This window comes from Kitasatospora sp. NPDC090091, from assembly GCF_044747365.1.
Classification (GTDB): Bacteria; Actinomycetota; Actinomycetes; order Streptomycetales; family Streptomycetaceae; genus Kitasatospora.
The window spans coordinates 298,494-321,282 of sequence record NZ_JBIVDY010000003.1 but is presented as its reverse complement, the minus strand read 5'-3'; the positions used below and the strand labels follow the sequence as shown (position 1 = coordinate 321,282).

20 protein-coding genes are annotated in these 22,789 nt (G+C 73.7%); 5 read left to right on the top strand and 15 right to left on the bottom strand.

Annotated features, from left to right (window positions below):
- Positions 1-57: 57 nt before the first annotated feature.
- The 3 genes from ACIPSC_RS06995 to ACIPSC_RS06985 all read right to left on the bottom strand — a co-directional run bounded on the left by ACIPSC_RS06995 (position 58) and on the right by ACIPSC_RS06985 (position 1,899).
- Complete coding sequence (locus tag ACIPSC_RS06995; protein ID WP_400823800.1) at positions 58-591, bottom strand: flavodoxin family protein; 534 nt, start codon at positions 589-591, stop codon at positions 58-60.
- Positions 592-688: 97 nt separating this feature from the next.
- On the bottom strand, positions 689-1,585 hold the full coding sequence (locus ACIPSC_RS06990) for a universal stress protein (RefSeq protein WP_400823798.1): 897 nt from the start codon (positions 1,583-1,585) through the stop codon (positions 689-691).
- Positions 1,586-1,617: 32 nt separating this feature from the next.
- A complete protein-coding gene (locus ACIPSC_RS06985) occupies positions 1,618-1,899 on the bottom strand; it encodes a dsRBD fold-containing protein (RefSeq protein ID WP_400823796.1) in 282 nt (93 codons plus the stop codon).
- Between the two features lie 253 nt (positions 1,900-2,152).
- Between ACIPSC_RS06985 and ACIPSC_RS06980 the strand changes: the two genes are divergently transcribed.
- On the top strand, positions 2,153-4,876 hold the full coding sequence (locus tag ACIPSC_RS06980) for a GNAT family N-acetyltransferase (protein WP_400823794.1): 2,724 nt from the start codon (positions 2,153-2,155) through the stop codon (positions 4,874-4,876).
- Between the two features lie 84 nt (positions 4,877-4,960).
- Here the strand turns inward: ACIPSC_RS06980 and ACIPSC_RS06975 are convergent, their stop codons facing one another.
- Positions 4,961-5,665 carry a helix-turn-helix domain-containing protein gene (locus ACIPSC_RS06975; protein WP_400823792.1) on the bottom strand — a complete coding sequence of 235 codons (705 nt, stop codon included), beginning with the start codon at positions 5,663-5,665 and terminating at the stop codon, positions 4,961-4,963.
- A 373-nt stretch (positions 5,666-6,038) separates the two neighbouring features.
- On the opposite strand from ACIPSC_RS06975, the gene ACIPSC_RS06970 reads away from it, so the two are divergent.
- Entirely contained in the window at positions 6,039-6,734 is a 696-nt protein-coding gene (locus tag ACIPSC_RS06970) for a CBS domain-containing protein (protein ID WP_400823790.1), read from the top strand.
- Between the two features lie 223 nt (positions 6,735-6,957).
- Here the strand turns inward: ACIPSC_RS06970 and ACIPSC_RS06965 are convergent, their stop codons facing one another.
- The 7 genes from ACIPSC_RS06965 to ACIPSC_RS06935 form a co-directional block, all read right to left on the bottom strand.
- Positions 6,958-7,668 carry a 2-phosphosulfolactate phosphatase gene (locus ACIPSC_RS06965; protein ID WP_400823788.1) on the bottom strand — a complete coding sequence of 237 codons (711 nt, stop codon included), beginning with the start codon at positions 7,666-7,668 and terminating at the stop codon, positions 6,958-6,960.
- 51 nt (positions 7,669-7,719) lie between these two features.
- Positions 7,720-8,136, bottom strand: coding sequence for a tRNA (N6-threonylcarbamoyladenosine(37)-N6)-methyltransferase TrmO (gene tsaA, locus ACIPSC_RS06960; RefSeq protein WP_400823786.1), 417 nt, complete (start codon positions 8,134-8,136; stop codon positions 7,720-7,722).
- A 172-nt stretch (positions 8,137-8,308) separates the two neighbouring features.
- Positions 8,309-8,860, bottom strand: a complete 552-nt coding sequence (locus ACIPSC_RS06955) for a DUF6245 family protein (RefSeq protein ID WP_400823784.1) — start codon at positions 8,858-8,860, stop codon at positions 8,309-8,311.
- Between the two features lie 243 nt (positions 8,861-9,103).
- Positions 9,104-9,724 carry an L-threonylcarbamoyladenylate synthase gene (locus ACIPSC_RS06950; protein ID WP_400823781.1) on the bottom strand — a complete coding sequence of 207 codons (621 nt, stop codon included), beginning with the start codon at positions 9,722-9,724 and terminating at the stop codon, positions 9,104-9,106.
- 234 nt (positions 9,725-9,958) lie between these two features.
- Entirely contained in the window at positions 9,959-11,152 is a 1,194-nt protein-coding gene (locus tag ACIPSC_RS06945; RefSeq protein WP_400823779.1) for a ferritin-like protein, read from the bottom strand.
- Positions 11,149-13,125, bottom strand: a complete 1,977-nt coding sequence (locus ACIPSC_RS06940; RefSeq protein ID WP_400823777.1) for a GMC family oxidoreductase — start codon at positions 13,123-13,125, stop codon at positions 11,149-11,151. Before ACIPSC_RS06940 ends, ACIPSC_RS06945 begins: the two co-directional genes overlap by 4 nt.
- Positions 13,122-13,760, bottom strand: a complete 639-nt coding sequence (locus tag ACIPSC_RS06935) for a hypothetical protein (protein WP_400823775.1) — start codon at positions 13,758-13,760, stop codon at positions 13,122-13,124. The genes ACIPSC_RS06940 and ACIPSC_RS06935 overlap by 4 nt, the downstream gene beginning before the upstream one ends.
- 512 nt (positions 13,761-14,272) lie before the next feature.
- On the opposite strand from ACIPSC_RS06935, the gene ACIPSC_RS06930 reads away from it, so the two are divergent.
- The gene (locus ACIPSC_RS06930) at positions 14,273-15,385 is read left to right on the top strand and encodes a hypothetical protein (RefSeq protein ID WP_400823773.1); all 1,113 of its coding nucleotides are present in this window, start codon (positions 14,273-14,275) and stop codon (positions 15,383-15,385) included.
- Positions 15,382-16,449, top strand: a complete 1,068-nt coding sequence (locus ACIPSC_RS06925; RefSeq protein ID WP_400823771.1) for a polysaccharide pyruvyl transferase family protein — start codon at positions 15,382-15,384, stop codon at positions 16,447-16,449. The genes ACIPSC_RS06930 and ACIPSC_RS06925 overlap by 4 nt, the downstream gene beginning before the upstream one ends.
- A 22-nt stretch (positions 16,450-16,471) precedes the next feature.
- Here the strand turns inward: ACIPSC_RS06925 and ACIPSC_RS06920 are convergent, their stop codons facing one another.
- From ACIPSC_RS06920 to ACIPSC_RS06910, 3 genes are read right to left on the bottom strand one after another with little or no spacing between them, the layout of a single operon-like run.
- On the bottom strand, positions 16,472-17,425 hold the full coding sequence (locus ACIPSC_RS06920) for an ROK family protein (protein WP_400823768.1): 954 nt from the start codon (positions 17,423-17,425) through the stop codon (positions 16,472-16,474).
- Positions 17,422-19,551 carry a beta-galactosidase gene (locus tag ACIPSC_RS06915; protein ID WP_400823766.1) on the bottom strand — a complete coding sequence of 710 codons (2,130 nt, stop codon included), beginning with the start codon at positions 19,549-19,551 and terminating at the stop codon, positions 17,422-17,424. Before ACIPSC_RS06915 ends, ACIPSC_RS06920 begins: the two co-directional genes overlap by 4 nt.
- Positions 19,548-20,615, bottom strand: a complete 1,068-nt coding sequence (locus ACIPSC_RS06910; protein ID WP_400823764.1) for a zinc-binding dehydrogenase — start codon at positions 20,613-20,615, stop codon at positions 19,548-19,550. The genes ACIPSC_RS06915 and ACIPSC_RS06910 overlap by 4 nt, the downstream gene beginning before the upstream one ends.
- Before the next feature lie 35 nt (positions 20,616-20,650).
- On the opposite strand from ACIPSC_RS06910, the gene ACIPSC_RS06905 reads away from it, so the two are divergent.
- On the top strand, positions 20,651-21,541 hold the full coding sequence (locus ACIPSC_RS06905) for an SDR family oxidoreductase (protein WP_400823762.1): 891 nt from the start codon (positions 20,651-20,653) through the stop codon (positions 21,539-21,541).
- On the opposite strand, the gene ACIPSC_RS06900 is transcribed toward ACIPSC_RS06905, so the two are convergent.
- A complete protein-coding gene (locus ACIPSC_RS06900) occupies positions 21,538-22,782 on the bottom strand; it encodes a hypothetical protein (protein WP_400823760.1) in 1,245 nt (414 codons plus the stop codon). The genes ACIPSC_RS06905 and ACIPSC_RS06900 overlap by 4 nt on opposite strands.
- Positions 22,783-22,789 lie beyond the last annotated feature (7 nt).

Sequence of the window (22,789 nt, the reverse complement as noted above, 5' to 3'; positions counted from 1 at the left end):
CCATCCGGTCGACGGTCATGCTGCGAAACGGGGCTGACGGCGGGCCCGGGCGGGCGGTCAGAGCAGCCCCGCGCCCCAGGCGCGCGCCCGCTCGATCTCACCCTGCCGCAGCGGGCCGTCGCCCTCCTCGACGATGAACCCCTCGGGTTCGGTGACGACGTCGTAGTGGTGGCGGGTGAGCCGTTTGGCGATGCCGTTCGCGGCTCCGCCGCTCTTCCGCATGTCGGCGCGGGTGTCGAAGGCCGCCGCGTGCGTGCCGTGCCCGGTCTTCGGAAGCGAGTGGAACCAGGAACGCAGGCCGGGGCCCTCGGCGGTCTCGTACGCCTCGCGTGCGGCCTCCTCGTGGCCTTCCTTCTTCGCCTCGGCCATGGCGGCCATCCGGCGGCTGGCACCGGAGGACATGCCGTGCATGTGGGTCGGTCCGCCGACGACCAGCAGGTCTGCCGTGCGGGTCGTCTCCGTGTCCGCCCGGGCGACGGGCAGGCAGTCGACGGACGCCTCCGGATCGGCCTGGTGGACGCCCTCCGCGATGGCCTCGGCGATCTCGCGGGTGTTGCCGTACATGCTCTCGTACACGATGACGGTGTGCATCGATCCCACCTCCTGGCACCAGTCTGGGGTCGTGGGGTGGGCCGGAACCTGGGCCGTTCGTCCCGGGTGGGGGAGCCGACCGGCCTTCGCAGGGGCGTCAGCCGTACGAGACGACCGCGACGGGGCACCGGACGTGGTGGATCACGGCGTGTGCCACCGGCCCGAGGTGTGCGCCGATCGGTGCACGGCGGACTCGGCGGCCGACCACCAGGAGGCCGGCGTCGCCGGCCGCGTCGACGACGGTGGCCGCGGCGTGGCCGCGAACGAGATCCGCGGTCACGGGGACCTCGGGGTGGCGCGACCGCCAGGGCGAGAGCGTGTCCTCGAGCTGACGCTGCTCGGCGGCCGACAGGTCCGCGTCCATGCTGCCGATCGCGGCGAACGCCATGTACTCGCTGCCGGTCGGCGGCATCCAGGCGTGCACCGCCCGGAGCGGCACCGAGCGCAGCCGGGCGGCCTCGAAGGCGAAGGCGATGACCTCGTCGCAGGCGTGCCGGAGATCGAGTCCGAGCACGACGCCGCCCGCTGCCGCGGCGTCCGCCGCCGGACCACCTGAGGCGGGACTGTCCGCCGTCGGGTCGTCTTCCTCCGCACGGACCAGCACCACCGGGCAGGCGGCCCGTCGCAGCACCTCCTGGCTGACCGAGCCGACCAGGAAGCCCCGGAGTGCGCCGAGCCCTCGCGAGCCGAGCACCAGCATGGTGGCGTGCCGGCCGGCCGCCTCCAGGGCCTCGGCCGGGTCCTTGGGGACGTGGGTCGAGGTGACGTCGGCGCCCGAGGCGAGCACCGATCGGAGCTCTTCCTCCTTCGCGGCCAGCCGCTGCCGACTCCAGGCGATCGCATCGTCGGTGCCGAGGACGTCGGTCCTCGACCACGGCCAGGCCTCGACGAGTTCGAGCGACAGGCCGCGGAGCACCGCCTCACGGGCGGCCCATCCGGTCGCGGTGACGCTCTCGGGCGAGCCGTCGAAGCCCACCACGATCGGTCCGCTCATGCTGTCCTCCGTTCGCCGTCCACCGACATCGGTCAGGCGGGGCCGGACCGGTCGTTCGCGGTCGCATCCGCCATCCCGGACCGGAGCAGCAGGTGCCCGAGCTCGACCAGGGCGCGCCCGGCCGCGTACTCGTCGCCGATCTCCGGCACGGGCGGGTCGTGCGGATTGCGGTGGGCCTCGGTGCGGCTCTCCAGCGTCTTGTCGCCGGTGTCCAGCACGGCGTGGACCTTGGTGACGTCCTCCTCCTCGAAGAGGTCCAGTCGCAGGGCCCAGCGCTTGGTGCGGACGGGGCCGGCAGCGGCGCTCTCGTTCATGGGCGGTTCTCCTCACCTACGGTCACCTACGGCACTCTCCGGCCGACCGATCGGTCGGCCCGCGGGAGCCTCCCGCATCTCCATGGTGGGCCGAACGGGCCACACCGGCACGGGGAGGGCTGCGGCGGCGCAAGCCGGCCGGGGACGTGCGGACCGGGGCCGGACCGCCCGGCGCCGCACGGGGGTCGGTCGGCCCTTTGAGGAGGTGCGCGCCCGCGGGCAGGCTGGAAGGAACCGTCCGAGGAGGGTCGCCATGTCCACCGCCCACCTTCGCCGGGGCACCGCCGAGGCGCTGCTCGCCGACGGCACGACGGTCACGCTCGGCCCGCTCGGCCCGCAGGACCGCGAGGCCGTCCTTGCCCTGCACACCGACCGGATGTCGGAGGAGAGCCGACGGCTCCGGTTCTTCGGCGTCAGCCGCACCGCACCGCTGCTGGCAGCCGACCGGCTCTGCGGCGAGCCGAGGAGCGGCCTGCTCTCCCTCGGTGCCTGGGTGGGCGACGAGCTGATCGGCGAGGCCGACTGCGAGATCCCCGAGGACCGTCCGGAGACCGCCGAGCTGGCGCTGGCCGTCGCCGACGAGTGGCACCGCAGGGGTGCCGCGACACTCCTGCTGGAACACCTGGTGCACGCCGCGCGCGGCCGAGGCGTCCGCGTCTTCGAGGCCGACACCCTGGCCGGCAACCGCGGCGTCCACAAGGTCTTCGCGGACCTCGGGCTGCCCGTCCACCGGCGGCTGGACCAGGCCGAGGTCCGGGTCCGGGTGCCGCTCGACGAATCGGACGAGCACTACCGCGCCGCGGTGGACGAACGCGGCCGCCGCGCCGACGTCGCGAGCCTCGGGGCCCTGCTGCGGCCGGGCTCGGTCGCCGTGGTCGGCGTGTCCCGCCGGGCGGGGTCGGTGGGGCACGCGGTGCTGGAGCGGATCCGGCGCGGAGGGTTCACCGGACCGGTCTGGGCGGTCAACCCGCACGCCGCCGAGATCGACGGCGAGCCCGCGTACCCGTCGGTCGCCGCCCTGCCGGCGGTGCCGGACCTCGCGGTGCTGGCGGTGCCGGCCCCGGTGGTGGCGGATGCGGCCGAGGAGTGCGGGCGGGCGGGCGTCCGCGCCCTGGTGGTCCTCGCCTCCGGTCTCGGGGCCGGTGAGGCACGGCAGTTGATGCACGCCTGCCGACGGCACAGCATGCGCCTGGTCGGACCGAACAGCCTCGGCAGTGCGCAGACCGACCCGGACGTCTGCCTGGACGCGGAGTTCGGCGGGGCGTTCCCGCTGCCCGGTACGGCCGGGGTGGCGGTGCAGAGCGGCGGCGTGGGGATCGCGCTGCTCAAGCGGCTGGCCTGGCTGGGCATCGGTGTGTCGAGTTTCGTGTCGCTCGGCGACAAGTACGACGTCAGCGGCAACGACCTGCTCCAGTGGTGGGAGAGCGACGGTCGGACCGACCTGGCGCTGCTGCACCTGGAATCCTTCGGAAGCCCGCGCGCCTTCGCACGCACCGCCCGCCGCGTCACCCGGAAGCTGCCCGTGCTCACCGTCGACGCGGGCCGCTCACCCGCCGGGCGCCGGGGCGCGGCCTCGCACACCGCGGCGGCGGCCACCCCCACCGTGGTCCGCGAGGCGCTGTTCCGCCAGGCCGGGATCACGGCGACCCGCAGCATCGGTGAACTCGTGGAGGCGGCGGCGCTGTTGCACACCCAACCGCTGCCGGCGCCGCGCGGCGCGGTCGCGGTGGTGTCCAACGCCGGAGGAATCGGCATCCTGGCCGCCGACGCCTGCGCCGACGCCGGGCTCCTCCTGCCGGAACTCCCCGCCGACCTGCAGAAGTTGCTGCCCCGAGGAGCGTCCGCGCACAACCCCGTGGACACCACGGCAGCGGTCGGACCCGCCGAACTGGCCCGCTGCCTCGAAGCGTTGGAGCACAGCCGGGCGGTCGATGCCCTGCTGGTCTGCCTGGTGCCGACGGCGCTCACCACCGACCCCGACCACGACCCCGTCCGCGCGCTGCTGGAGGGTCCGGGCCGGCGCCGCATTCCGGTCGCGGCCGTCCTGCTCGACCAGGAAGTCCCCGTGCGCTACCTGAACGGCGCCGACGGCAACCGGCTGCCCGTGTACGCGGACACCGCCTCCGCCGCCCGGGCCCTCGCCCACGCCCGCGACCGCGCCCGATGGTTGGCCGAGCCGGCCGGCAGGGAGGCGGACGCGCACGGCTGTGACGTGAAGACCGCCCGCAGCCTGGTGAGCGGCTTCCTCGCGACCTCCCCCGGGGGCGGCTGGCTCGACCCTGTGGGCACCGCCGACCTCCTCGAAAGCTACGGCCTCCCGCTGACCACCTCGGTCTGGGCCCGGGACGAGCACTCCGCCGTCGTTGCCGCGCAGGCGCTCCGCCGACTCGGGTACGAGGGCAAGGTCGTCGTCAAGGCCTACTGGGCCGGCCAGGTCCACAAGAGTGCGGCGGGCGCGGTCCGGGTCGACCTCCGGGCCGACTCCGAGGTCCGTGCCGCCTACCGGGAGTTCGTCGAGGCCTTCGGTGCACGGCTGGCAGGCGCGGTGGTGCAGCCGATGGCCGCACCCGGCGTCGAACTGCTGGCGGGCGTCGTCCAGGACCGCGTCTTCGGGCCGCTCGTCATCCTCGGCATGGGCGGCACCGCCACCGATGTGCTCGACGACCGGGCCGCGCGCCTGGCTCCGCTCACCGAACGGGACCTCACCGGCATGGTTACCGAACTCCGCGGCGCACCAGTCCTGTTGGGCCGCGACGGAATGCCGCCGGTCGACCTGGCCGCCGTGCGGTCCGTCCTCTCCCGGCTCTCCCGGCTCGCCACCGACCTCCCCGAACTCGCCGAGGCCGACCTCAACCCGGTCATCGCCGGCCCGACCGGGGCCGTGTGCGTCGATGCACGGGTCCGTCTCGAACCCCGGCCCTCGTTCGACCCCTACCTGCGGCGGCTGCGCCGGCCGGCGGTCGCCGAGGAGATGTGAGACGCACGGATCCCGGCGTTCTCGACGGCATATCGGCGGCCCCTCCGCCCCTCCGGCCGTACGACGGCCGAGGGTGGGCCGGCACTATCCGGGGTCGACCGCTGGAGCTCCCGTGGGCCGCCGGACGGTCCGGCCGCTGACCCGGGTTGGCCGGATGCGCACCCAGGTGTCGCGCTCGCCGTCGGCCCACGGCTCGGGGTCGGCGTGCTGCTCGAACCAGCGCACCGCGTCCTCGTCGGCGACGACCGAGGCGGTACCGCTGACCAGGACGCTCCAGCCGGTGGCGAACACCTCGTCCAGGCGGTCGACCTCGAAGGCGACCCGCTGGTCGGCGACATCGGCCGGCAGACTCCCGGCGGCGGTGCGGTAGAGGATCGTGGCATCGAGCACCCGGTAGTTGACGGGCAGAGCGACGGGGCCGCTCGGCGTCGTCAGCACCACCCGGCCGATGCCGCCCGGTGAGAGCTTCGCCCAGCACGCCGCCGGGTCCAGCTCGTGCAGCGTCGCCCGAGCGTTCGCCCGGGACCGCCCGGGCGGCTCGTCGTGGCCCCGGCCGAGCAGATCGCCGACCGTCGTGCCCAGCGCGTCCGCGAGCCGGGTGAGCAGACCCATGCCGAGTGGTGACGCACTGGTCTCCACGAACTCCACGAACCCCGGCTCCATGCCACTTCTCGCTGCCACCTCCGCCCGGGTGAGGCCGAGTTCCCGGCGGCGGTGCGCGATCCGTCGGCCGAGGTCGCCGGAGTCGGCCGGGCGGGGGTGCGCACGGCTGTTCCGCGTCTCCTTCATCGGTACCTCCGGGTGTCGGCCCGGCTGTAGGTGCCGGGCGAGGTTCGGGACGGTTCGGGACGGTCACGCGGCACCGCGCAGCGGGCCGGCCGGTGCCGTCACCGGCTCTTCGCGGGGCCGTGCAATCCCATCGTCGGCTGCCGCGGTACCGGCCGAGGAGGGCCGACCGGGACCGGTCGGCAGGCCGGTCGGCCCCGGCGGACCCTCGGGCGGCGCCGACTCGCCCTGCCGGCCCTCCCCGCCGGACCGGGTCGGTCCGACCCTGGTGGCCGGGGCCTTCCGGCCCTGTCCGGCCGGCGTGCAGCGGGCGGACAGTGAAAGCGGGACCCAACTCGTAAAGCTCTGCCGAGGACTCCGAGAAGGAGTGAGGACGATGCAGCACCGCAGTGTCAGTGACGTGATGACCCGTGAGGTCGTCACCGCCCGGCCCGACACACCGTTCAAGGAGATCGCGGCGCTGTTCCACCGCAACGACATCACCGCGATCCCGGTCGTCGACGAGCAGGGCCGGCCGCTCGGCCTGGTGTCCGAGGCCGACCTGATCCGCAAGGCGGCCGTCCTGCCCGACCCGGAGGGACGTTCCCCGGGTCGTTGGCTGGACGCGAAGGACCGTGCCCGCGCCGAGGCCGAGACCGCCGGCGGGCTGATGACCAGCCCCGCCGTCACCGCGCGCCCCGGCTGGTCGGTGCCCGAGGCCGCCCGCGCCATGGACCGGCACAGGGTCAAGCGACTGCCCGTGGTCGACGAGATCGGCCGCCTGGTCGGCATCGTCAGCCGCCGCGACCTGCTCCAGGTGTTCCTGCGCCATGACACCGCCATCCGCGAGGAGATCAACCACGAGGTCCTCGGGCAGACCCTCCGGCTCGCCCCCGGTGACGTCCAGGTGGCGGTGCACGACGGCGTGGTCACCCTGAAGGGCAGACTTCCCCGCCGCAGCCTGATCCCGGTCACCGAGCGGCTCTGCCGCACGGTGGACGGCGTGGTCGCTGTCCACCGGACACTCGATTGGAGCGAGGACGACACCGACCCCGCCCTGGAACACCCCCGCGCCTACCACGCGGCGTCGTAGGGGGCCGAACGTCACGAGCCGTCGGTGACGTCGTGCCCCGTGCGGTGGTGGCCTTGCAGTCACCGGCGCCGTCGGTGGCCTTGGCAGTGGTGGAAACCGTCTTGCCGTCGCCCTCGCCGAGCCGGATCTTGCTGAGGACGAAGGTCCAGCCTGCGAAGTCGGCCGAGTCGCTGTCTGTCCGGGCCAGACCTTCCTCGGCGTCCTGTCGGGCGAGCGGCGGACCTCACCTGCCGCCGGATCGGGACATCGTGGTCGGCGAAGGCACCGCCCGCGGACGCAGGACCATGCGCGAGTCCTCCAAGGCGGCCACCATGGCGAAGGGGAACCGGTCGAGCTCAAGGCAGAGCGCGACGTCGTCGGGGTGGACTCCCTGGCGCACGCCCTGCGCCAGCTCGGCGGCGGCCCGCGACTCGCCGGCGCGGCGGAGGTAGTCGGCTGCATCCGTCCCAGTCCCGCCGGCCCGCCGGGCGATGTACTGGGCGCACGCCAGGTCCTCGTCGGCCAGCCCGTCCTCGCCGGTGACCACGAAGGTGACACTGTCGCTCCTGCGTGCCTGCAAGAGCCGTGCTGTCGCCTCCGCCACCACGAAGCCGGCGCACAGCACCAGTGACGCCTCCTTGACCGCAAGGGCGCCGACCGTCCCTGCCGTGGTCTTCTGCACGACGGTCCGTCCACCGAGGTCGGCAGACCGCAGCAGGCCCGGCGAGTTGACCAGGTCGAACCCGGGCGCGGCCGGACCGTCCTTGAGTGCCACCCAATGCGGGTGGCCGGCCTTGAGGGCCAGGGCCTCGTCCAGCGACCCGGCGAGAACGATCTTCTCCGCTCCCCGGGCAAAGGCCCAGGCCGCCGTGGTGAAGGCGCGCATGACGTCGACCACGACCGCCACGGTCGGCGCTTCGACCAGATCGGGAATGCCGAGGAAGTGAGTGTCCATCAGCTCATGATCGTGCATGCCCGATTCGGAGTACCTGGCAGGGGGCGGTGGCTACCGTTCGCCGCTGCGGGGCAGGACCGGCTTGACGTCCAGCAGCGGGGTCCCGTCGATGGCCTCCAGGTCGCTGACCCGGACCCGCCGCCCCTCGATGGCGACGATGGTGACCCGGTGCAGGCCGATCGGGTTGGGGCGGTCCGGGGAGCGGGTGGCGAAGACCCCGGTCTCGGGCCGGGAGAGGTCCCCGCGGGGGTGGACGGCGAGCACCCCGCGGTCCGCCAGATCGAGCCAGGTCAGCAGCAGCACCTCCTGCCCGACGACCAGCTCCTGCAGCCCCCGCTCCACGGAGGCGTCGAAGGCCAGCCAGGCCTCCGGCCCGCCCTCGTCACCCTGCTTCGGCGCGTCGCGCCGCTCCAGCAGCGACGACTCGACCCTGCCGATGACCCGTGCCTGGAAGTACTGCTCCGCCATCGTTCTCCCCGCTCGCCGGTCCTGCGTCCGAGAGTTCTGCTGCGCCCCACCGTAGCCGTGTCCCGGCGGCCGACCGGGTCGGAACGCCGCCGGAGAGCTTGGCCGGCCGCCGGCGCCTGCCGGCGGGGCGGGGGAGGACCGCACCGCCGGGGTCGGGACGGCTGCGGGCGGCCTACTTGAACGTCTCCAGCGCGGTGTCGGTGTTGGCGACGGCGGACGCCAGGAGTTCCCGGCTGACATTCAACATCTCGCCCTGGTTGATGATGGCGACGAAGTCGACGGCCGGGTCCGCCTCCTCGAATGTGCCGCACACGCCCAGCAGGATGTGCAGCGCCTCGGCGGCCTGCGCGGCCGCGTCCACGATCGGCCCGGTGTCCGGGTCGTTGGCGAGCAGGAAGAGCGGTATGCCCACCCGCCGGACCTGCCAGCCCAGGAAGGACACCTGCTTGGCCGGGGAGTCCCAGGTGCCGGCGCCCTTCAACTGCTCCAGCCACGTGGTGAACAGTTCCTCGCCGTCGTCCCTGGCGTCGTCGGCGAGCTTCGCCTGTCCCTGCACCTTGCCCAGCAGGGTGTTGAGCAGATGCAGCCGGTAGATGTCGGGGCTGCTGAACTGCGTTGCCCTTGCGGCGTGCTCGGCCGGTGTGTTGTCGCCGTCGTATGCCCCCAACGCGGCCAGAGCCGCGCCGATCTGCTCCACCGTCACCGGAATGTCATTGCTCGTCATACCGGCACGCTACCTGTCCGCGGCCGGGCGCGGTGGGCCGATGCGAGGGCCGTCGGCGGCGCTTCTCGACCCCGTGAGGAACTCACACGGGATCCGAGCGCCTACCTCGGTCATGTTCCGGCCGGACGGCCGTCGACCCAGGCCGGGCTGCGTCGTGCCGCCCGGCTGTGGGCTGCTCATGACTCTCGCCGACCCGCCGGGCCACACGGCCCGGCGGAGTCCGGGGCAGGTGTGTCCGGTCCGTCACTCGAAGCGTGTGGGGTCGCCGGCCCCGCGCCGGACGATCTCCGGCTCGCCGCCCGAGAAGTCGACGACCGTCGTCATCTCCGTGCCGCAGTCGCCGGAGTCCACCACGGCGTCCAGCACGTGGTCGAGGCGCTCCTTGATCTCCCACCCCTGGGTCATCGGCTCGTCCTCGCCGGGGAGCACCAGGGTGCTGGAGACCAGGGGCTCACCGAGTTCGGCGAGCAGGGCCCTGGCCACGGTGTGGTCGGGGATCCTGACGCCCACCGTCTTCTTCTTCGGGTGCATCAGCCGGCGCGGAACCTCCTTGGTCGCGGGGAGGATGAAGGTGTAGCTGCCCGGCGTCGCGGCCTTGACGGCGCGGAAGACGTTGTTGTCGAGCTGGACGAACTGCCCCAGCTGCGCGAAGTCCTCGCACATCAGGGTGAAGTGGTGGCGCTCGTCGAGGCGCCGGATCGACCGGATCCGTTCGAGGCCCTCGCGGTTGTCCAACCGACAGCCCAGGGCGAAACAGGAGTCGGTCGGGTACGCGATGAGGGCCCCGGACCGGAGACTGGCGGCCACGGTGCCGATGGTGCGCGGCTGGGGGGACTCGGGGTGCACGTCGAAGTACTTCGCCATTGGCCGACCCTACGGCATCCGAGCACCCGATCGCCGCAGCCGCGGCCTCCCGCCGTCGCGGCAGTGGACACGGCGGCCACGACTGCGGCCTCGGCTGCGGTCGCCGCCCGTCCGTTGCCGGACGCGCACCGGCCCGAGTCCCCGCTCCGCAGCCGGACCGATCGTGCCCGTGCACGCGTGCCGGCGGCACCGTCCGCGGGCCGGGGGTGCCGCCGGCACGACTCGACTGCACGGTCAGACGAAGGCCTCGGTGGAGTCGGAGGCCAGGGCGGACAGGTCGATCGGTGCGCCCGCTTCGAGCGCCACGGCCTCGATGTTGCGCCGGACCTCCGCGTCGGCGAGGTCGTCCTCCCGTCCGGTGATCTCGAAGGTGGCGCTGGCGAAGCGGCCCTGGGCGGCGGCCTCCGGGTCGGGGTGAGGGTTGCGGTAGAGCTGCTCGGCGCGGTCGCGCAGCTCCAGCATGGTGGGGATGGCGAGTGCCAGGTCCCGGGGACGCCCGTTGAACGCGGAGTTGAGGAAGCCGAGCAGGACGGCGTAGCGGGAGTTGAACGCCACGGCCTGCGCGTACACCGCGCTGGTGGTCTCGAACCGTTTGTAGTCGGCGACCTTCGAGTCGCCGAGGATCGGGTAGGCGTCGTCCCAGGTGACGTCGACCAGCGGGCCGCTGGGCTGGTCCTTGGGGCGGTCGTCGGGGCCGTAGCTGCGCCCGGTGTAGATCTCGTTGAAGCGGAAGTAGTGGGCGAGTTCGCGCTGTTCACCGAACCGGTTGTTGCTGTTCCAGATGGTGTCGCTCACCCCTTCCCCCTGCTCGGTGATGGTCTCCAGGGCTTCGAGTGCCGAGTTGCGGCCGTCGATGCGGAAGACCTCGCCGCCGGAGTTGTAGAAGTCCTCCGGGCCGACCTGGTGGCCGGGCTTCTCCCGGGTGAACACCGCGTCGTGGCCGAGGGTCTTGATCAGGTGTTCCAGACCGGCCCGGACGGTGTCGTAGAACTGGCCGATGGACGTCCAGCCGGAGCCCGGCTCGGCGCCCCCGCCCGGGGTCATCCTCTTCGGCTGTTCGATCCTCAGGAACGTCTTGAGGGCGGCGGGGGAGAAGTGCTGGAGGCCGATCCGGGGCACGCTGTCGCCGCTGAAGGGCAGCCTGGCCGGATACTCGGCGACGACGCGGGAGTCGACCACCGGGCTGCCGCCGACCGCGTTGAGCAGGTTGGCGACCAGGGTCATGTGGAGCATCTCCTCCAGCAGGACGGCGCGGATCGCGTAGTACGCGGTGCGGTTGGTGCCGGGCCGGATGGTGTACATGCCGGTCATGTAGACGGGGATGGTCAGGTGTTCCACCTCCATCGCCGCCTGGAGGTACTTGCGCAGCTCGGGCAGCGTCTTCGGGACGCCGAAGCCTGCTTCGTCCAGTTCGAGGGCGGTGATCATGCCGGTACCTCCGCGTCCGTGGTGTCCCCCGCGGTGCCGCGCAGGTCGGCCGGCCGCCGCTCCAGGAGCAGGTCCTGGTGGATCTGCTCGGCACTGCGCAGGGCGAGGGCCAGCATGGTGATGGTGGGGTTGCTGGTGCCGATGGAGGGCATGCTGCCGCAGCCGACGGCGTACAGGTTCGGGTGCTCCCAGGTGCGCTGGTACTCGTCGACCACGGAGGTGGCCGCGGAGTCGCCCATGATGTGGGTGCCGGCGCCGTGCCCCGCGCCGCTGTAGGCCAGGTGCAGGGTCTCTCCGCCGAAGGTGTGCTCGAAGTGGCCGAGCGGGGGCACGCCGTCACGTGGGGAGTGGTCGGTGTGGTCGGTGGCACCGAGGTGGCCGAAGATCTTCTGGGCCACCTTGCGGGCGGCGAACAGCCCGTCGCGGGTGTGCTGGTCGAGGTCGTAGGTGATGACCGGGCGCAGGTTGCCCATGGCGTCGCGGTAGCGGCGGTCGATGGTGACCCGGTTGTTGGGGTTCGCCGACTGCTCGACGGCGATCTGCAGTTGGAGTTGCCGGCCGAGGGCGGAGCCGAGCAGGCTGCGCAGCTCCGGCCCGAACACACCGTCCGGCCGCACCTCACCCTTCGCGTCGCCGCCGATGCCGAGGGCGGTGGCGACGTTGCTCATCGGCGCGCCGGTGGCCCAGCCCCAGCCCCAGTTGCCGATCTCGATCCGGAACGGGGCCCGCTTGCTGCGTCCCTCGCCGAAGCGGAAGGCCTCCCAGCCGGAGGTGTGCCCCGGCCCGCGGAACGGGCCGACCGGTCCGCGCTTCTCGTCGGCGAGTGCCCAGTTGAGGATGGTGGGATGGTCCATCAGGTTGCGGCCGACCTGGTCACTGCCGTTGGCGAGCCCGGAGAACAGCAGCAGCCGGGCGTTCTCGACGGCGTGCGCGGCGAGCACCACCAGGTCCGCCTCGACCACGTACGAGCGGCTGACCGGGGAGGCCGGGTCGGTGTAGGCGCGGAACTCCACCCCGCTCACCCGGCCGCCCCTGGTCGCGCCCGCCAGACGGACCCGGGTGGCGACGCAGCGGGTGGCGAGCGAGACCGTCTTCGCGAACCGGGCCTGCTGGCGGAGCGGGTGGGACTTGGCCTGGACCGGGCAGATCGGCACGCAGCTGGCGTTGCCCACGCAGCGCTCGCCGTAGTTGGGCAGGCCGACGGCGCTCTCCGGCCGGTACGGGACGGGGGAGTAGTCCGGGTCCGGGGTGGAGTTGCGGGCCTGCGGAAGGCTCCGGACCCGCAGCTCGTACTCATCGGCCGTCAGGTCGTCCACGATCGGCGTGCCGTCGAGGCTCTGGCAGTACCGGTCGATGTAGCTGGCCGGGATCTGGTGCATCGGGTAGACGTAGTCCGGGTCGGTGACGACCTCGATCGCCCGCTGGTCGTCCGCGTTCCCGGCCACACCGATCTCGAACTCGGCTCGGGCGTACCAGGGTTGCAGCTCCGCCGCATCGATCGGCCAGCTGCGCCCGTAGCCGTACTGCTCGGTGGCGAGGTCCTCGGGATGCATCCGCGGCACCGCGCCGAGCCAGTGCATCGCCGCGCCGCCCAACTCGCGCAGGTAGTCGGTTCCGTAGGGCAGCCGGCCGTTCTGGACGAAGTAGCCGCTCGCGGTGAACTCCGGCTGCCCCGGCTCCGGGTTGCGCACCGGCGCGAGGTCCAGGACGTCCGGGTAGGGCGCGGCGACGCTGCGCCGGTAGGCGGAGTTGGGGACCTTGGCGACGGCGGAGTGGAAGGTGGAGAGCGAGCCGAGGTAGCCGGGCCAGGTCTCGGTGCCGGCGTTGCCGGCCTCCAGGATCAGGACGTTCCAGCCCAGGTCGCCGAGCTCCTTGGCGATCAGGCTGCCGGACCAGCCGCCGCCGACGATGACGACGTCGTAGCGCCGGCGGACGGCCTCGTCCGCGCTGACGGTGTTCACGGTCTCGGTCATGCGTGCTCCTCCGGGGCGACGGACCGCACGGCGGCGGTCGGTACGGCGGACGGCGGGATCGCGCGGGAGGCGCGGTAGCCGGGCAGCAGGTGGACGGGGACGGCGTCCAGCGCGACCTCGTCCGTCAGCCCGGTGCGGAAGACCGACCGGTCGCCGAGGTCCAGGTCCTGGCGCAGACCGTCCACGGTGGGCTGGGGCGGCGGTGGCACCGCCCACGTGCCGAAGCCCGGGGGTTTGGCCCCGGCCGGGTGCCCGTGGAACGTCCGCCACACCAGGCCCTCGACGTACGCCTCCGGCGCGACCACGAACTCCTCGTTCGCCATCTGGCGGCGCAGTGCCGCGTGCGCGGCCGGTGCCAGTCGCGGCCAGGCACCGGTCAGCCACAGGTAGGTCAGCGCCCGGGCCACCTCCAGGTGGACGGGAGACAGGTCCTGCGGACCGCCGCGTTCGTCGAGGGCCGTCGACCAGGCGGCCCAGAACTCCGCGAACGCGGCCGCGCCGACCTGCTTCCGCGCGGTCTCCAGATAGCGCTCGGCCATGCCGGTGGCGTACAGGTCGAACGTGGGGAAGCCGGTCAACGGGACACAGCGGTCGACGAAGTCCTCGACCTCTTCCGTCACAGCGGGAACCGTCATCACGCTCCTCTCTCACAGGGAGCTCGCCCGGGACAGCAGCCGGATGCCGCCGCTCGAACAGTTCTCAGGCGAACCGTCCGACATCATCACCCACCCGCACGGCTCATCCCGGTCCTCGCCGGACCGTGCGCCCGGGTTCACCCGAATGAGTGGCAGGAGTTCCGGGGGCACAGGGACTGCCTGCGCACGATGCCGGCGTCGTGAACGGCCCTTTCGAGTCCGGCGGGAGCGTCGGACTCGCGGAGTCCTCTGCGATCGGCGAAGCCGGCCCGCTCTCAAGGATCGGGATTCCGCCGCTCCGGCTGACCCGCGCGGGTGAATGCCGGGCGCGCGGTGCGCTGCTGACCGGGCGGGGTGCGCTGATCCAGTAGAAACGGATCGTGTGCGATCAAGAGCCATCCGGCGCAGGCCCCGGCCAGGGTGGCGGCCACCGTACCCCCGAGGACCGCGACGACCGGACGACCGCAGCGCAGGCCACACGAGCCGGCCCCCGGCCGGAAGGGCGGAGGAGAATGATCGTCGAGGATGTCAGGCGCGAACCGACCGCGCGGGGCTGGCGGTTGTCGGCGACGGTCCGGTCGAAGGCGGCACTCGCGGCAGAACGACTCCACTTCACCGTGCACGGTGGCGACGGCGAGTGGCTGCCCGAGCGCGGCGACGCCTTCCTCGCCGGGCTGCTGATGCCGGCCATGAGCGCAGGCGAGGACCTGGTGGTCGACGCCCCGGTCTCCGGTCGGCTGTTGCGGTCCGCGCGGACCGTGATGGAGATCTACGCAGCCTGGTGGAAGTACCTGCGCAAGGTCACGGTGACGGCGGGCGAACTCGTCGAGGCGAAGCGAGGGCAGGATGCCGTCGGGCTGTTCTTCACCCTGGGCGTGGACTGCTTCTACAGCCTGCTCAGGGACGGCGGGCGCCGTTCGGAGCCCGGCCACCGGGCGGTCACCGATCTGCTGTCCGTGAACTTCGAGCAGCACGCCGGGCCGGATCACACCCAACTGATCGACCGGGTCCGGATGGTGGCCGAGAGGAGCGACTGCCGGGCCGTCGTGGTGGAGACCAACCTGCGCGCCTTCACAGCGCCGCTGGTCCGCTGGGAGGACTTCCACGGGGCTGCGCTCGGCAGCACCGCACTGGCGCTGCAGGGCCTGCTCGGCCGGTGCCTGATCGCGGCCGGCTTCGAGTACCGTCATCTGCCGCCGTACGGCTCGCACCCGGTGCTCGACCACCTGTGGTCCAACGAGGCCCTGGAGATCGTCCACGACGGTGCCGACGCCACCAGGGCGGAGAAGGTGGCGCGGCAGCTCTCCCGCTCCGACCTCGCGTTGCAGCACCTGACGGTGTGCTGGCGCAGCCGGCCCGGACACAACTGCGGCGTCTGCGAGAAGTGCCTGCGGACCATGATCGCCCTTGAGCTCGCCGGTGTGCTCCGGCGCTGCCGGACGCTGCCGGACGTGCTCGACCTCGACCGGCTCCGCAACGTCCCGATGGGCTCGGCGGACCACCGCGACGCCATGCGCGAGATGGGACTCGACGCCGGCGCCCGCGGACGCCCGGACCTCGCGGCGGCGGCCGAGCTGGCGGCGAACCGCTACGGCCAGGTACCACGGACGGAGGCAGCGCGGTGAACGGGCTCGGCCGCTGGGCCGGCATCAGGAGCCGACTCGCCGAAGCCCTCGGCGCCCTGGTCGCGCCGTCGAGCCGCTGCGCGCTGCTGGGCTTCCCGCGTTACGGCAACGTCGGCGACAGCGCCATCTGGCTGGGGGTGCGCGCGTTGTTGGACGAGCTGGGCGCCGAGGTCGTCTACACCGCCGACCACCACGACTTCTGTGCGAGAGCCCTCGCCGCGCGGCTGCCGAGCGGCACCATCCTGCTCACCGGCGGCGGCAACCTGGGCGACCTGTGGCCGAGCCACCAGCAGACGCGCGAACGTGTGGTCGGCGCCTTTCCCGGACACCGGATCGTCCAGTTGCCGCAGTCAGTCCACTTCGGCGACCGGGCCGGCCTGGATCGGGCCCGCGCGGTCTTCGACGCACACCCCGATCTGACCCTGCTGCTGCGGGACGAGCGAAGCCTGCGCATCGCCCGCCGGGCCTTTCGTGCACCCGCCGCGCTCGCGCCTGACTGTGCCTTCGCGATGAACGGCCTGCCCCGCCTCGCGCGGCCGGAGCACCGGATCCTCTGGCTGCGCCGCGGGGACCACGAGTCGGCAGCCCACGGCGAGCCGGAGGCTGCCGGGCCGGTCGCGGCCGCCGGGGTGTACCGGACGGACTGGACCGGGCAGGAAGGCGCCGACGCGGCGTGGGTCACCGCGGCACAGGCCGTCCGCCGGCAGATCGAGGCGGCCTCGGCAGAGGTCCGGAGGACGGCGAGCAGCGGGGCGGTCGCCGAGCTCACCGACGCCCAGGACCGTCATGCCGAACTCCAGCTCCAGCGCGGCTGCCGCCTGCTCGGCAGCGCCGAGGCGGTGGTCACCGACCGGCTGCACGGCCACCTGCTGAGCCTGCTGCTCGGTCTGCCGCACGTCGTGGTCGACGATCGGCACGGCAAGATCAGCGGCTACTGGCAGACCTGGGGGCATGATCGCCACCGGTCCGTCGCGCGGCGTGCGCCGGATGCCGAACAGGCGCTCCGGACGGCGGCCGCGCTGCTCGCTGCCCCGGCCACGCCGCGGCCGGTCCGGGAGGGCTGAGCCCGTCGACGGCCGGTGAGCGTCACCGCGCACGGTCGAGCGCCAGCAGCGCCGCGCCGATCGCACCGGCGTCATTGGCGAAGTGGGCCGTCAGCACGGGCACGGGCGGGCGGTCGCCGGGCGCGTACAGCCGGCGGGCGAACGAGGCACGTGCCGGTGCGAGCAGCAGCTCGCCCGCGGAGACGGGCCCGCCTCCGACGATCACCACGGCGGGGTCGAACAGGTTGGCCAGGGCGGCCAGGCCGACGCCGGTGAGCGTTCCCACCCGGTCCAGGATCTCCAGCGCCTGCTCGTCGCCGCCGCGGGCGGCCTCGGTGACGGCCTCTCCGGCGTCCGGCGAACCCCGGCCGATCAGGCGGGCCAGTGGCCCTGCCGGGCGGGCCGCCGCGGCCTGCCGGCCGAGCCGGGCGATGGTGGCGCCGGACGCGGCGACGCCCCAGCACCCGCGGTTCCCGCACTCGCACGGCGGCCCTCCGGGCTCGACGGTCAGATGGCTGGCCTCGGCGGCGAATCCGTGCGAGCCGTGCAGCAGACGCCCGGCGACGACCACGCCGCACCCCAGACCCGTGCCCAGCGTCACCAGCGCCAGGTGGTCGTGTCCGCGCCCCGCGCCGATCCGGTACTCGGCCCACGCGGCGACGTTCGCATCGTTGTCCGTCACCACCGGCAGCCCCACGGCCTCCGCGATCAGCTCGCGGAGCGGAGCCCGCGCGAACTCCAGACCGGGCGCGAAGGCCAGCGCCCCGGTACCGGCGTCGACCATCCCGGGCAGCCCGACGCCGACCGCGGTGACCGGCTCACCCCGCACCTGTGCCACCAGAGCGGCGACGGCCTCGACCAGCTCGTCCACCGTACGACGCGGTGTGGCGCAGCGGGCCCGCGCCAGCACCGCGCCGTCGGCCGTCAGCCGGACCGCCGCGATCTTGGTGGCGCCGACGTCGACGCCGACCGCCTCGACCGGGGACGACGAGGTCATGACTCCTCCGGCAGGACCGTCCGGGCCTCGCCCCGCTCTGCGGCGGTGCGGACCTCGAAGCCGTTCGGTCCGCGGACCGCGGACAGGTCGCAGGGCCGGTCGGTCCGGAGCAGATCGCCACCCACCCGGACCCGGACCGGCAGCTGCGCACCGCTCTGCTCGTTGAGTCCCTTGACGTAGCACGCCCCGAGCCGTCCCTGCGACACGTGGACGACGGCGCACCCGCCCCCGACCAGGTCGGCCGTGACGAGGTGCTCCCCGCACGAGGTGCGGGCCCGCAGCGGTCCGCCCGAGCGGTTGAAGAGGAAGACGAGTCCGTCCTGCGGATCGGCGGTGGTCCTGCGCAGGTCGAGCCAGGGCCCCGGCCTGGCCGGCACGGGTGCGCCGCAGCTCGCCAGCCACTCCTCGACCGCCGGTCCGACGGGCTCACCGCCGAGGGGGACGGTACGAACCCCGCACCGCGCCGCCGCGTCGGCGAGCTCGGTACAGGGGTTCAACTGCTCGTCCGTCATGGGGACTTCCCCGACCAGGAGCAGCGATCCCCCGTGCTCCGCGAACTCCGCGAGCCGCCGTTGCAGGGCCTGCTCCATGAAGCGGCCCGACACGGCGGCCAGCGGCCCCGCCGCCGGATCGAGTACCGGCTCGCCGGTGAGTTCGGTCAAGCGGAAGGGCAGGTTGCGTCGCAGGCAGTGGGCGACGAAGGGCACCAGGGTGCGATCGGCGGAGGGCACCGGCCGGTTCCCGTTCCTCGCCCAGTCCCAGGCGCCGATCGCCGCGTACGGCGGATGGACGCCCCACCGCACGCCCGGCTCCGGGTGGGAGGCGGCCAGCGTGTCCTGCCGCCCGGCCAGGAAGTGGGTCAGCACCTGCAGTGCGGCGAAGGCCGGGCCGGGGCCCGCGTCGAGCCGGACCGGGGCGGCGTCCCCGTACGGCGGATCGAACTGCGCGGGGTCACCGGCGGGCTCCGTCCGCGAAGTGCCGTCCACCGCGAGGTGTCGGCCCCAGCCGGCGGTGGCGCAGGCCGGGTAGATGCTGATGCCGGTGGCCCCGCAGGCCACGCCGAGCAGTGTGTGATGGATCGGCACCACCGGGAAGGCGCAGCTCGCTTCCGCCCAGCGGAGCCCCCAGTTCTCCTCGATGTTGGGGCCCCGCCCGCCCTTGGCGGCCAGGACGTAGTTGACCAGCGCTTCGTCGTCCGCGAGCACGTTGCCCGTCCAGCTGGTGTAGGCGCGCGGCAGCGCGGTGGCCGCGCCGACGCGGTTCCTGACCAGCCAGGCGTCGTAGCGTCCGGCCGCCCGGCCGGGGATGCGGTCGGCTCTGGCCGGCGGTGAGTACGTGGTGAAGACGGGGAGGTCCGGCCCGAGTGCCGCGGCCAGGCGCGCCAAGCCGGCGGCGAGGACGTCGGCCGACCACTGCCCCCAACCGATCTGGGAGCGCGGCCAGTCGGCGGACGTGGGGGCTTCTGGCCGGGTGGGCGCGGCCAGGGCGGGGGCGAAGCGGGCGAAGCCGTCGGTGCCGGGCCGCGAGTAGTCGAGTGCGTCGATCGGAAGGGAAGTCTCCCCGAAGTGGCCCTCGTTGCCGATCTGGACGGCGACGACCGGTCCCCGTGGATGCGTGTACGGCCGCAGGAAGAGGCCGACGGCGCGGAGCCATTGCGTGGCGTCCGCGAGGAACGTCGGGTCCAGCGGCGAGGGCAGCGTGAACCGCTGGTACGAGAGCGGCCGGCCGTCGGCGGACCGGGCGGCGTGCCGCTCCGGATCGCGCGCGGGGTCGACCCGGTCGGGCAGTCCGCCGAAGGGCAGTTCGGCGTGCACGAAGGGGCCCGGCTTCAGCACGGCGAGCAGTCCGGTCGAGGCGGTCAGCTCCAGGAAGCCGGCCAGATCGCGGTTGCCGTCGCCGTCGAAGCGCACCTCGCCGGGGGAGATCTCGTGGTGCCGCCAAGGGACGTAGCAGGTCACCACGGTGAGACCGGCCTCGCGCAGGGCGCCCAGTTTGGCCGCCCAGCGCGCGGGGTCGTCCCGGTAGTACGGGTACTCGCCCGCGAGGAGGAACCGGGGGCGGCCGTCCAGCCACAGCGCCCCGTCCACGAAGCGGGGACGCGTGCCGTTCCCTCGGCCGCGGGTCACGGTGCGAGGCCCTCGTCCGTGGCGAGCAGCACCTTCATGGCGCTGTACCCCGCCGTAGACGACCGCCGCGCCGACGACCGCCCCGCCTCCGCCCGCCCCGGCCCGGCCGGTGCGACGGCCAGCATCGCCAGGGCCTCGGCGTACCGTTCGAGCGGCAGCACATGGGTCACCAGCCCTTCGAGCGGCAGGTCCTGTGCGAGGTCCACCGCCAGCTCGAAGTCGGCCGGCCGGTACGGCCCCGCCCCCACCAGGCGGATCCCCCTGGTCACCAGAGCCCGTAGCGGCAGGGTGGCGACGCCCGCCTCCTTCTCGCCCATCACCACGACGGTGCCGCCGGGCGCCACCGCACCGAGGACATCGCCCGGAAGCGACCCGGTGGTGTCGATGACCGCATCGGGCGTGCCCGCTCCGGCCGCCTCCTCCGCGGCCAGCACCCGGACCGTGCGCGGCAGCAGCAGCCGGGCGAGGGCGATCCGGCCCTGATCACGCTCGGCAAGCGTCACCCTGGCGCCGCGCCGGGCCAGGACGAGCGCGCACAGCGCCCCGATGGGACCGGCGCCGAGCACGAGCACCTGGTCGTCCCACCGCAGCCGCGCCGCTGCGAGGTTGTTCAGCACGCAGGCGAGCGGCTCCACCAGGGCCCCTCGCCGGTAGGACACCGAGGCCGGCAGCCGATGGAGGAAGCGCTCGGGCACGACGGCGTACTCGGCCATCGTCCCGTCCCGGTCGACGCCGATCTCCCGGCCTTCCTTGGCCCCGCAGTGGGCCGGCATCCCGCGGCGGCAGGGGCGGCACCGGTCGCAGTGGTAGGTCGGGTTGATCACCACCCGGTCGCCCGGCGCCACCGAACGGGTGCCCGCCCCGACGGCGGTCACCGCGCCGACCGCCTCGTGTCCCAGGACCACACCCCGCCGGGCGGGGAACTCGCCCAGCAGGATCGCCCGGTCCGTGCCGCAGATTCCGGTGGCGGCCACCCTGACCAGGACCTCGCCGGCGCCGAAGGAGGGGACCGCCCGATCGTGGATGCCGGGCAGGCCCACGTCCTCGAACACGACGGCCTTCATCGCAGCCTCCCAGCGGATCGTCTACAAACAGTGTTATGGAATGCTCCGACATGAACCCGTCCTGGCGACCGACCGGGTGGGAAGCACCCGCCGACTCCCGCCTGAGGATCCTGCTGACCGGCGCATCGGGGTTCGTGGGCGGCGGCCTGTGGACCTACCTGGCGCCCCGTCACGAGGTCGTCGGCACCTTCGCCACCCGGCCGGTCCCGGGACTGGTCCGGCTGGACCTGCGGGACGAGCGCCGGCTGGCGGAGCTCGCGGCCGACGGCTTCGACCTCGTCGTCCACGCGGCCGGGCTGGTCCCCCTGGAGGCGGCCGAAGCCGACCCCGCCCTGGCCCACCGGCTCAACGTGCGCCCCGTCGAGGTCCTGCTGGACGCCGTACGCGGCTCGGGGGCGAAGCTGGTTCTCCTTTCCAGCGACAACGTCTTCGACGGCACCCGCGACCGGTACGAGGAGGCCGATCCCCGATCCCCGGTCAACGTCTACGGGCGGACCAAGGTGGCGGCCGAGGACCTGCTGCTCGCCGAGGGTGGCCACCTGGTCGTGCGGATCCCGCTCGTCTTCGGGCGCGGTCCCTGGGCGAACACCTTCCTGGCCCGCCTGGCCGGGCCGACGACCGTCGCCCGCACGGACCTGGTCTGCGCCCCCGTCTACCTTCCCAGCCTCGGCCCGGCCCTGGCCCGGCTGTGGCACCGCACGGGTGTCGTGCACTACGGGGGCAGCGACGTGGTGACCCGGTTCGAGCTGATGTCCAGGGTCCGGCAGGCCCTGGACCTGCCGACCCGGGTGGTGGCCGCCCAGGGGGAGACGGCCGGCTCCGCCTGCCGGCGCCCGCAGCGGCTGGTGCTGCGCAGCACCAGCCACCGCCTGCTCGGCCCCGACCTGGACTCCGCGCTCGCGCACCTGGCGGGCCGGCACACCTAGGGCCCGCCTGGAAGGTGGTCGGTCACCAGGGCCAGGTGACCGGCGGCGTCCACGTGCCCGGTGCGGTCGAGGCGGTCGACGAGATCGTTGATCAGCAGGGTGCCGAGCAGGTAGTGGCCGAGCGCGAGTGCCTCGGGCGTGGACGCCCTCCCCTGCAGGTCGGGTTTGGGCTTGCGGTCCGAAAGCCGGCACGGTGCCTCCGCCAGGACGTGCAGGGCGTGGGTGAGCAGAAGCCGCTCCGGCCAGCCCGGATCGTCACGGAACAGCAGCGACAGCCCTTTGTGGGACGCGAGGTGGGGCAGGAACCGGTGGATCGCCGCGCGGTAGCCCGGGAACACCGGCTGCCGGAACCCCACCGCGTAGCCGCGCTCCGACCTGTGCACCGAGAAGCCCGTCCGGAGCGCGGGATCCCACACGGTCAGGCTGAAGAGCGTCTTCGCCAGGTCGTAGACCGGATCCCACGGCTGGACGGAGCCGCGCGGATCGATGAGCCGGAACTCCTCCTCCGGCGCCTCCGAGCGGGCGCACCACAGCACGTTGCGCGTGTTGGCGTCCCCGTGGGCCGGGGCCATCAACCGGGCGGGCGCCAGCGGGGCCAGCCGGCCCGCCAGGCGCTCCAGGACCAGGTGAGGGGCCGCGCACGGCACGCCGTTGACCGTGATGCGCTCGGCGGTCGCCAGGTCCGCCGGCAGCGCCCGGCGCAGGGCGGGCAGCCGCCGCAGGAACCGGCCCACGACGACCTCCTCCAGGTGGCCGGCCGGGGTGGGGTGGGAGCGCGCGGCGTACCCGTCCAGGACCAGGGCCCGGACGAGTGCGGTGTGCCGCCGGAAGAACTCCGGGGTGCGCGGCGGGGACTCCCGCAGGGGCGCCGCCAGGTCCGCGGAGTCGTAGAACGGCGTCGTGCACGCCGCCCACCCGTCACCGTCGAGGAAGTGCACGACCGGCAGGTAGTGCGCCGCCAGCCGTGGTGCCAGGGTGCGCAGCAGCTCGATCTGGCGCAGCTTGTGGCGGAAGGACACCAGGTCGTGGCCGTCCACCGCGCCCGGCGCGGGGACCAGGACCTTGAGCACCAGGTCGTCCCCGGCCGGGGCGGTGGTCCGGTAGACCCGGGCGGGGGAGCCGCCGTCCAGGATCTCGTGCGCGACCGTGAGGCCGAGGGTCTCGGCGGCGGCCGCGAGGGCCGCCGCCTCGGTCCACCCCCCGGCCGCCCGGGTGGTCGTGACGTGTCGGCGGTCGGTCACCACGGCC

Coding starts and splice junctions, on each gene's coding strand:
- ACIPSC_RS06995 (WP_400823800.1), bottom strand. CDS start 591: ATGCACACCGTCATCGTGTACGAGAGCATGTACGGCAACACCCGCGAG.
- ACIPSC_RS06990 (WP_400823798.1), bottom strand. CDS start 1,585: ATGAGCGGACCGATCGTGGTGGGCTTCGACGGCTCGCCCGAGAGCGTC.
- ACIPSC_RS06985 (WP_400823796.1), bottom strand. CDS start 1,899: ATGAACGAGAGCGCCGCTGCCGGCCCCGTCCGCACCAAGCGCTGGGCC.
- ACIPSC_RS06980 (WP_400823794.1), top strand. CDS start 2,153: ATGTCCACCGCCCACCTTCGCCGGGGCACCGCCGAGGCGCTGCTCGCC.
- ACIPSC_RS06975 (WP_400823792.1), bottom strand. CDS start 5,665: ATGAAGGAGACGCGGAACAGCCGTGCGCACCCCCGCCCGGCCGACTCC.
- ACIPSC_RS06970 (WP_400823790.1), top strand. CDS start 6,039: ATGCAGCACCGCAGTGTCAGTGACGTGATGACCCGTGAGGTCGTCACC.
- ACIPSC_RS06965 (WP_400823788.1), bottom strand. CDS start 7,668: ATGGACACTCACTTCCTCGGCATTCCCGATCTGGTCGAAGCGCCGACC.
- tsaA (WP_400823786.1), bottom strand. CDS start 8,136: ATGGCGGAGCAGTACTTCCAGGCACGGGTCATCGGCAGGGTCGAGTCG.
- ACIPSC_RS06955 (WP_400823784.1), bottom strand. CDS start 8,860: ATGACGAGCAATGACATTCCGGTGACGGTGGAGCAGATCGGCGCGGCT.
- ACIPSC_RS06950 (WP_400823781.1), bottom strand. CDS start 9,724: ATGGCGAAGTACTTCGACGTGCACCCCGAGTCCCCCCAGCCGCGCACC.
- ACIPSC_RS06945 (WP_400823779.1), bottom strand. CDS start 11,152: ATGATCACCGCCCTCGAACTGGACGAAGCAGGCTTCGGCGTCCCGAAG.
- ACIPSC_RS06940 (WP_400823777.1), bottom strand. CDS start 13,125: ATGACCGAGACCGTGAACACCGTCAGCGCGGACGAGGCCGTCCGCCGG.
- ACIPSC_RS06935 (WP_400823775.1), bottom strand. CDS start 13,760: ATGACGGTTCCCGCTGTGACGGAAGAGGTCGAGGACTTCGTCGACCGC.
- ACIPSC_RS06930 (WP_400823773.1), top strand. CDS start 14,273: ATGATCGTCGAGGATGTCAGGCGCGAACCGACCGCGCGGGGCTGGCGG.
- ACIPSC_RS06920 (WP_400823768.1), bottom strand. CDS start 17,425: ATGACCTCGTCGTCCCCGGTCGAGGCGGTCGGCGTCGACGTCGGCGCC.
- ACIPSC_RS06910 (WP_400823764.1), bottom strand. CDS start 20,615: ATGAAGGCCGTCGTGTTCGAGGACGTGGGCCTGCCCGGCATCCACGAT.
- ACIPSC_RS06905 (WP_400823762.1), top strand. CDS start 20,651: ATGGAATGCTCCGACATGAACCCGTCCTGGCGACCGACCGGGTGGGAA.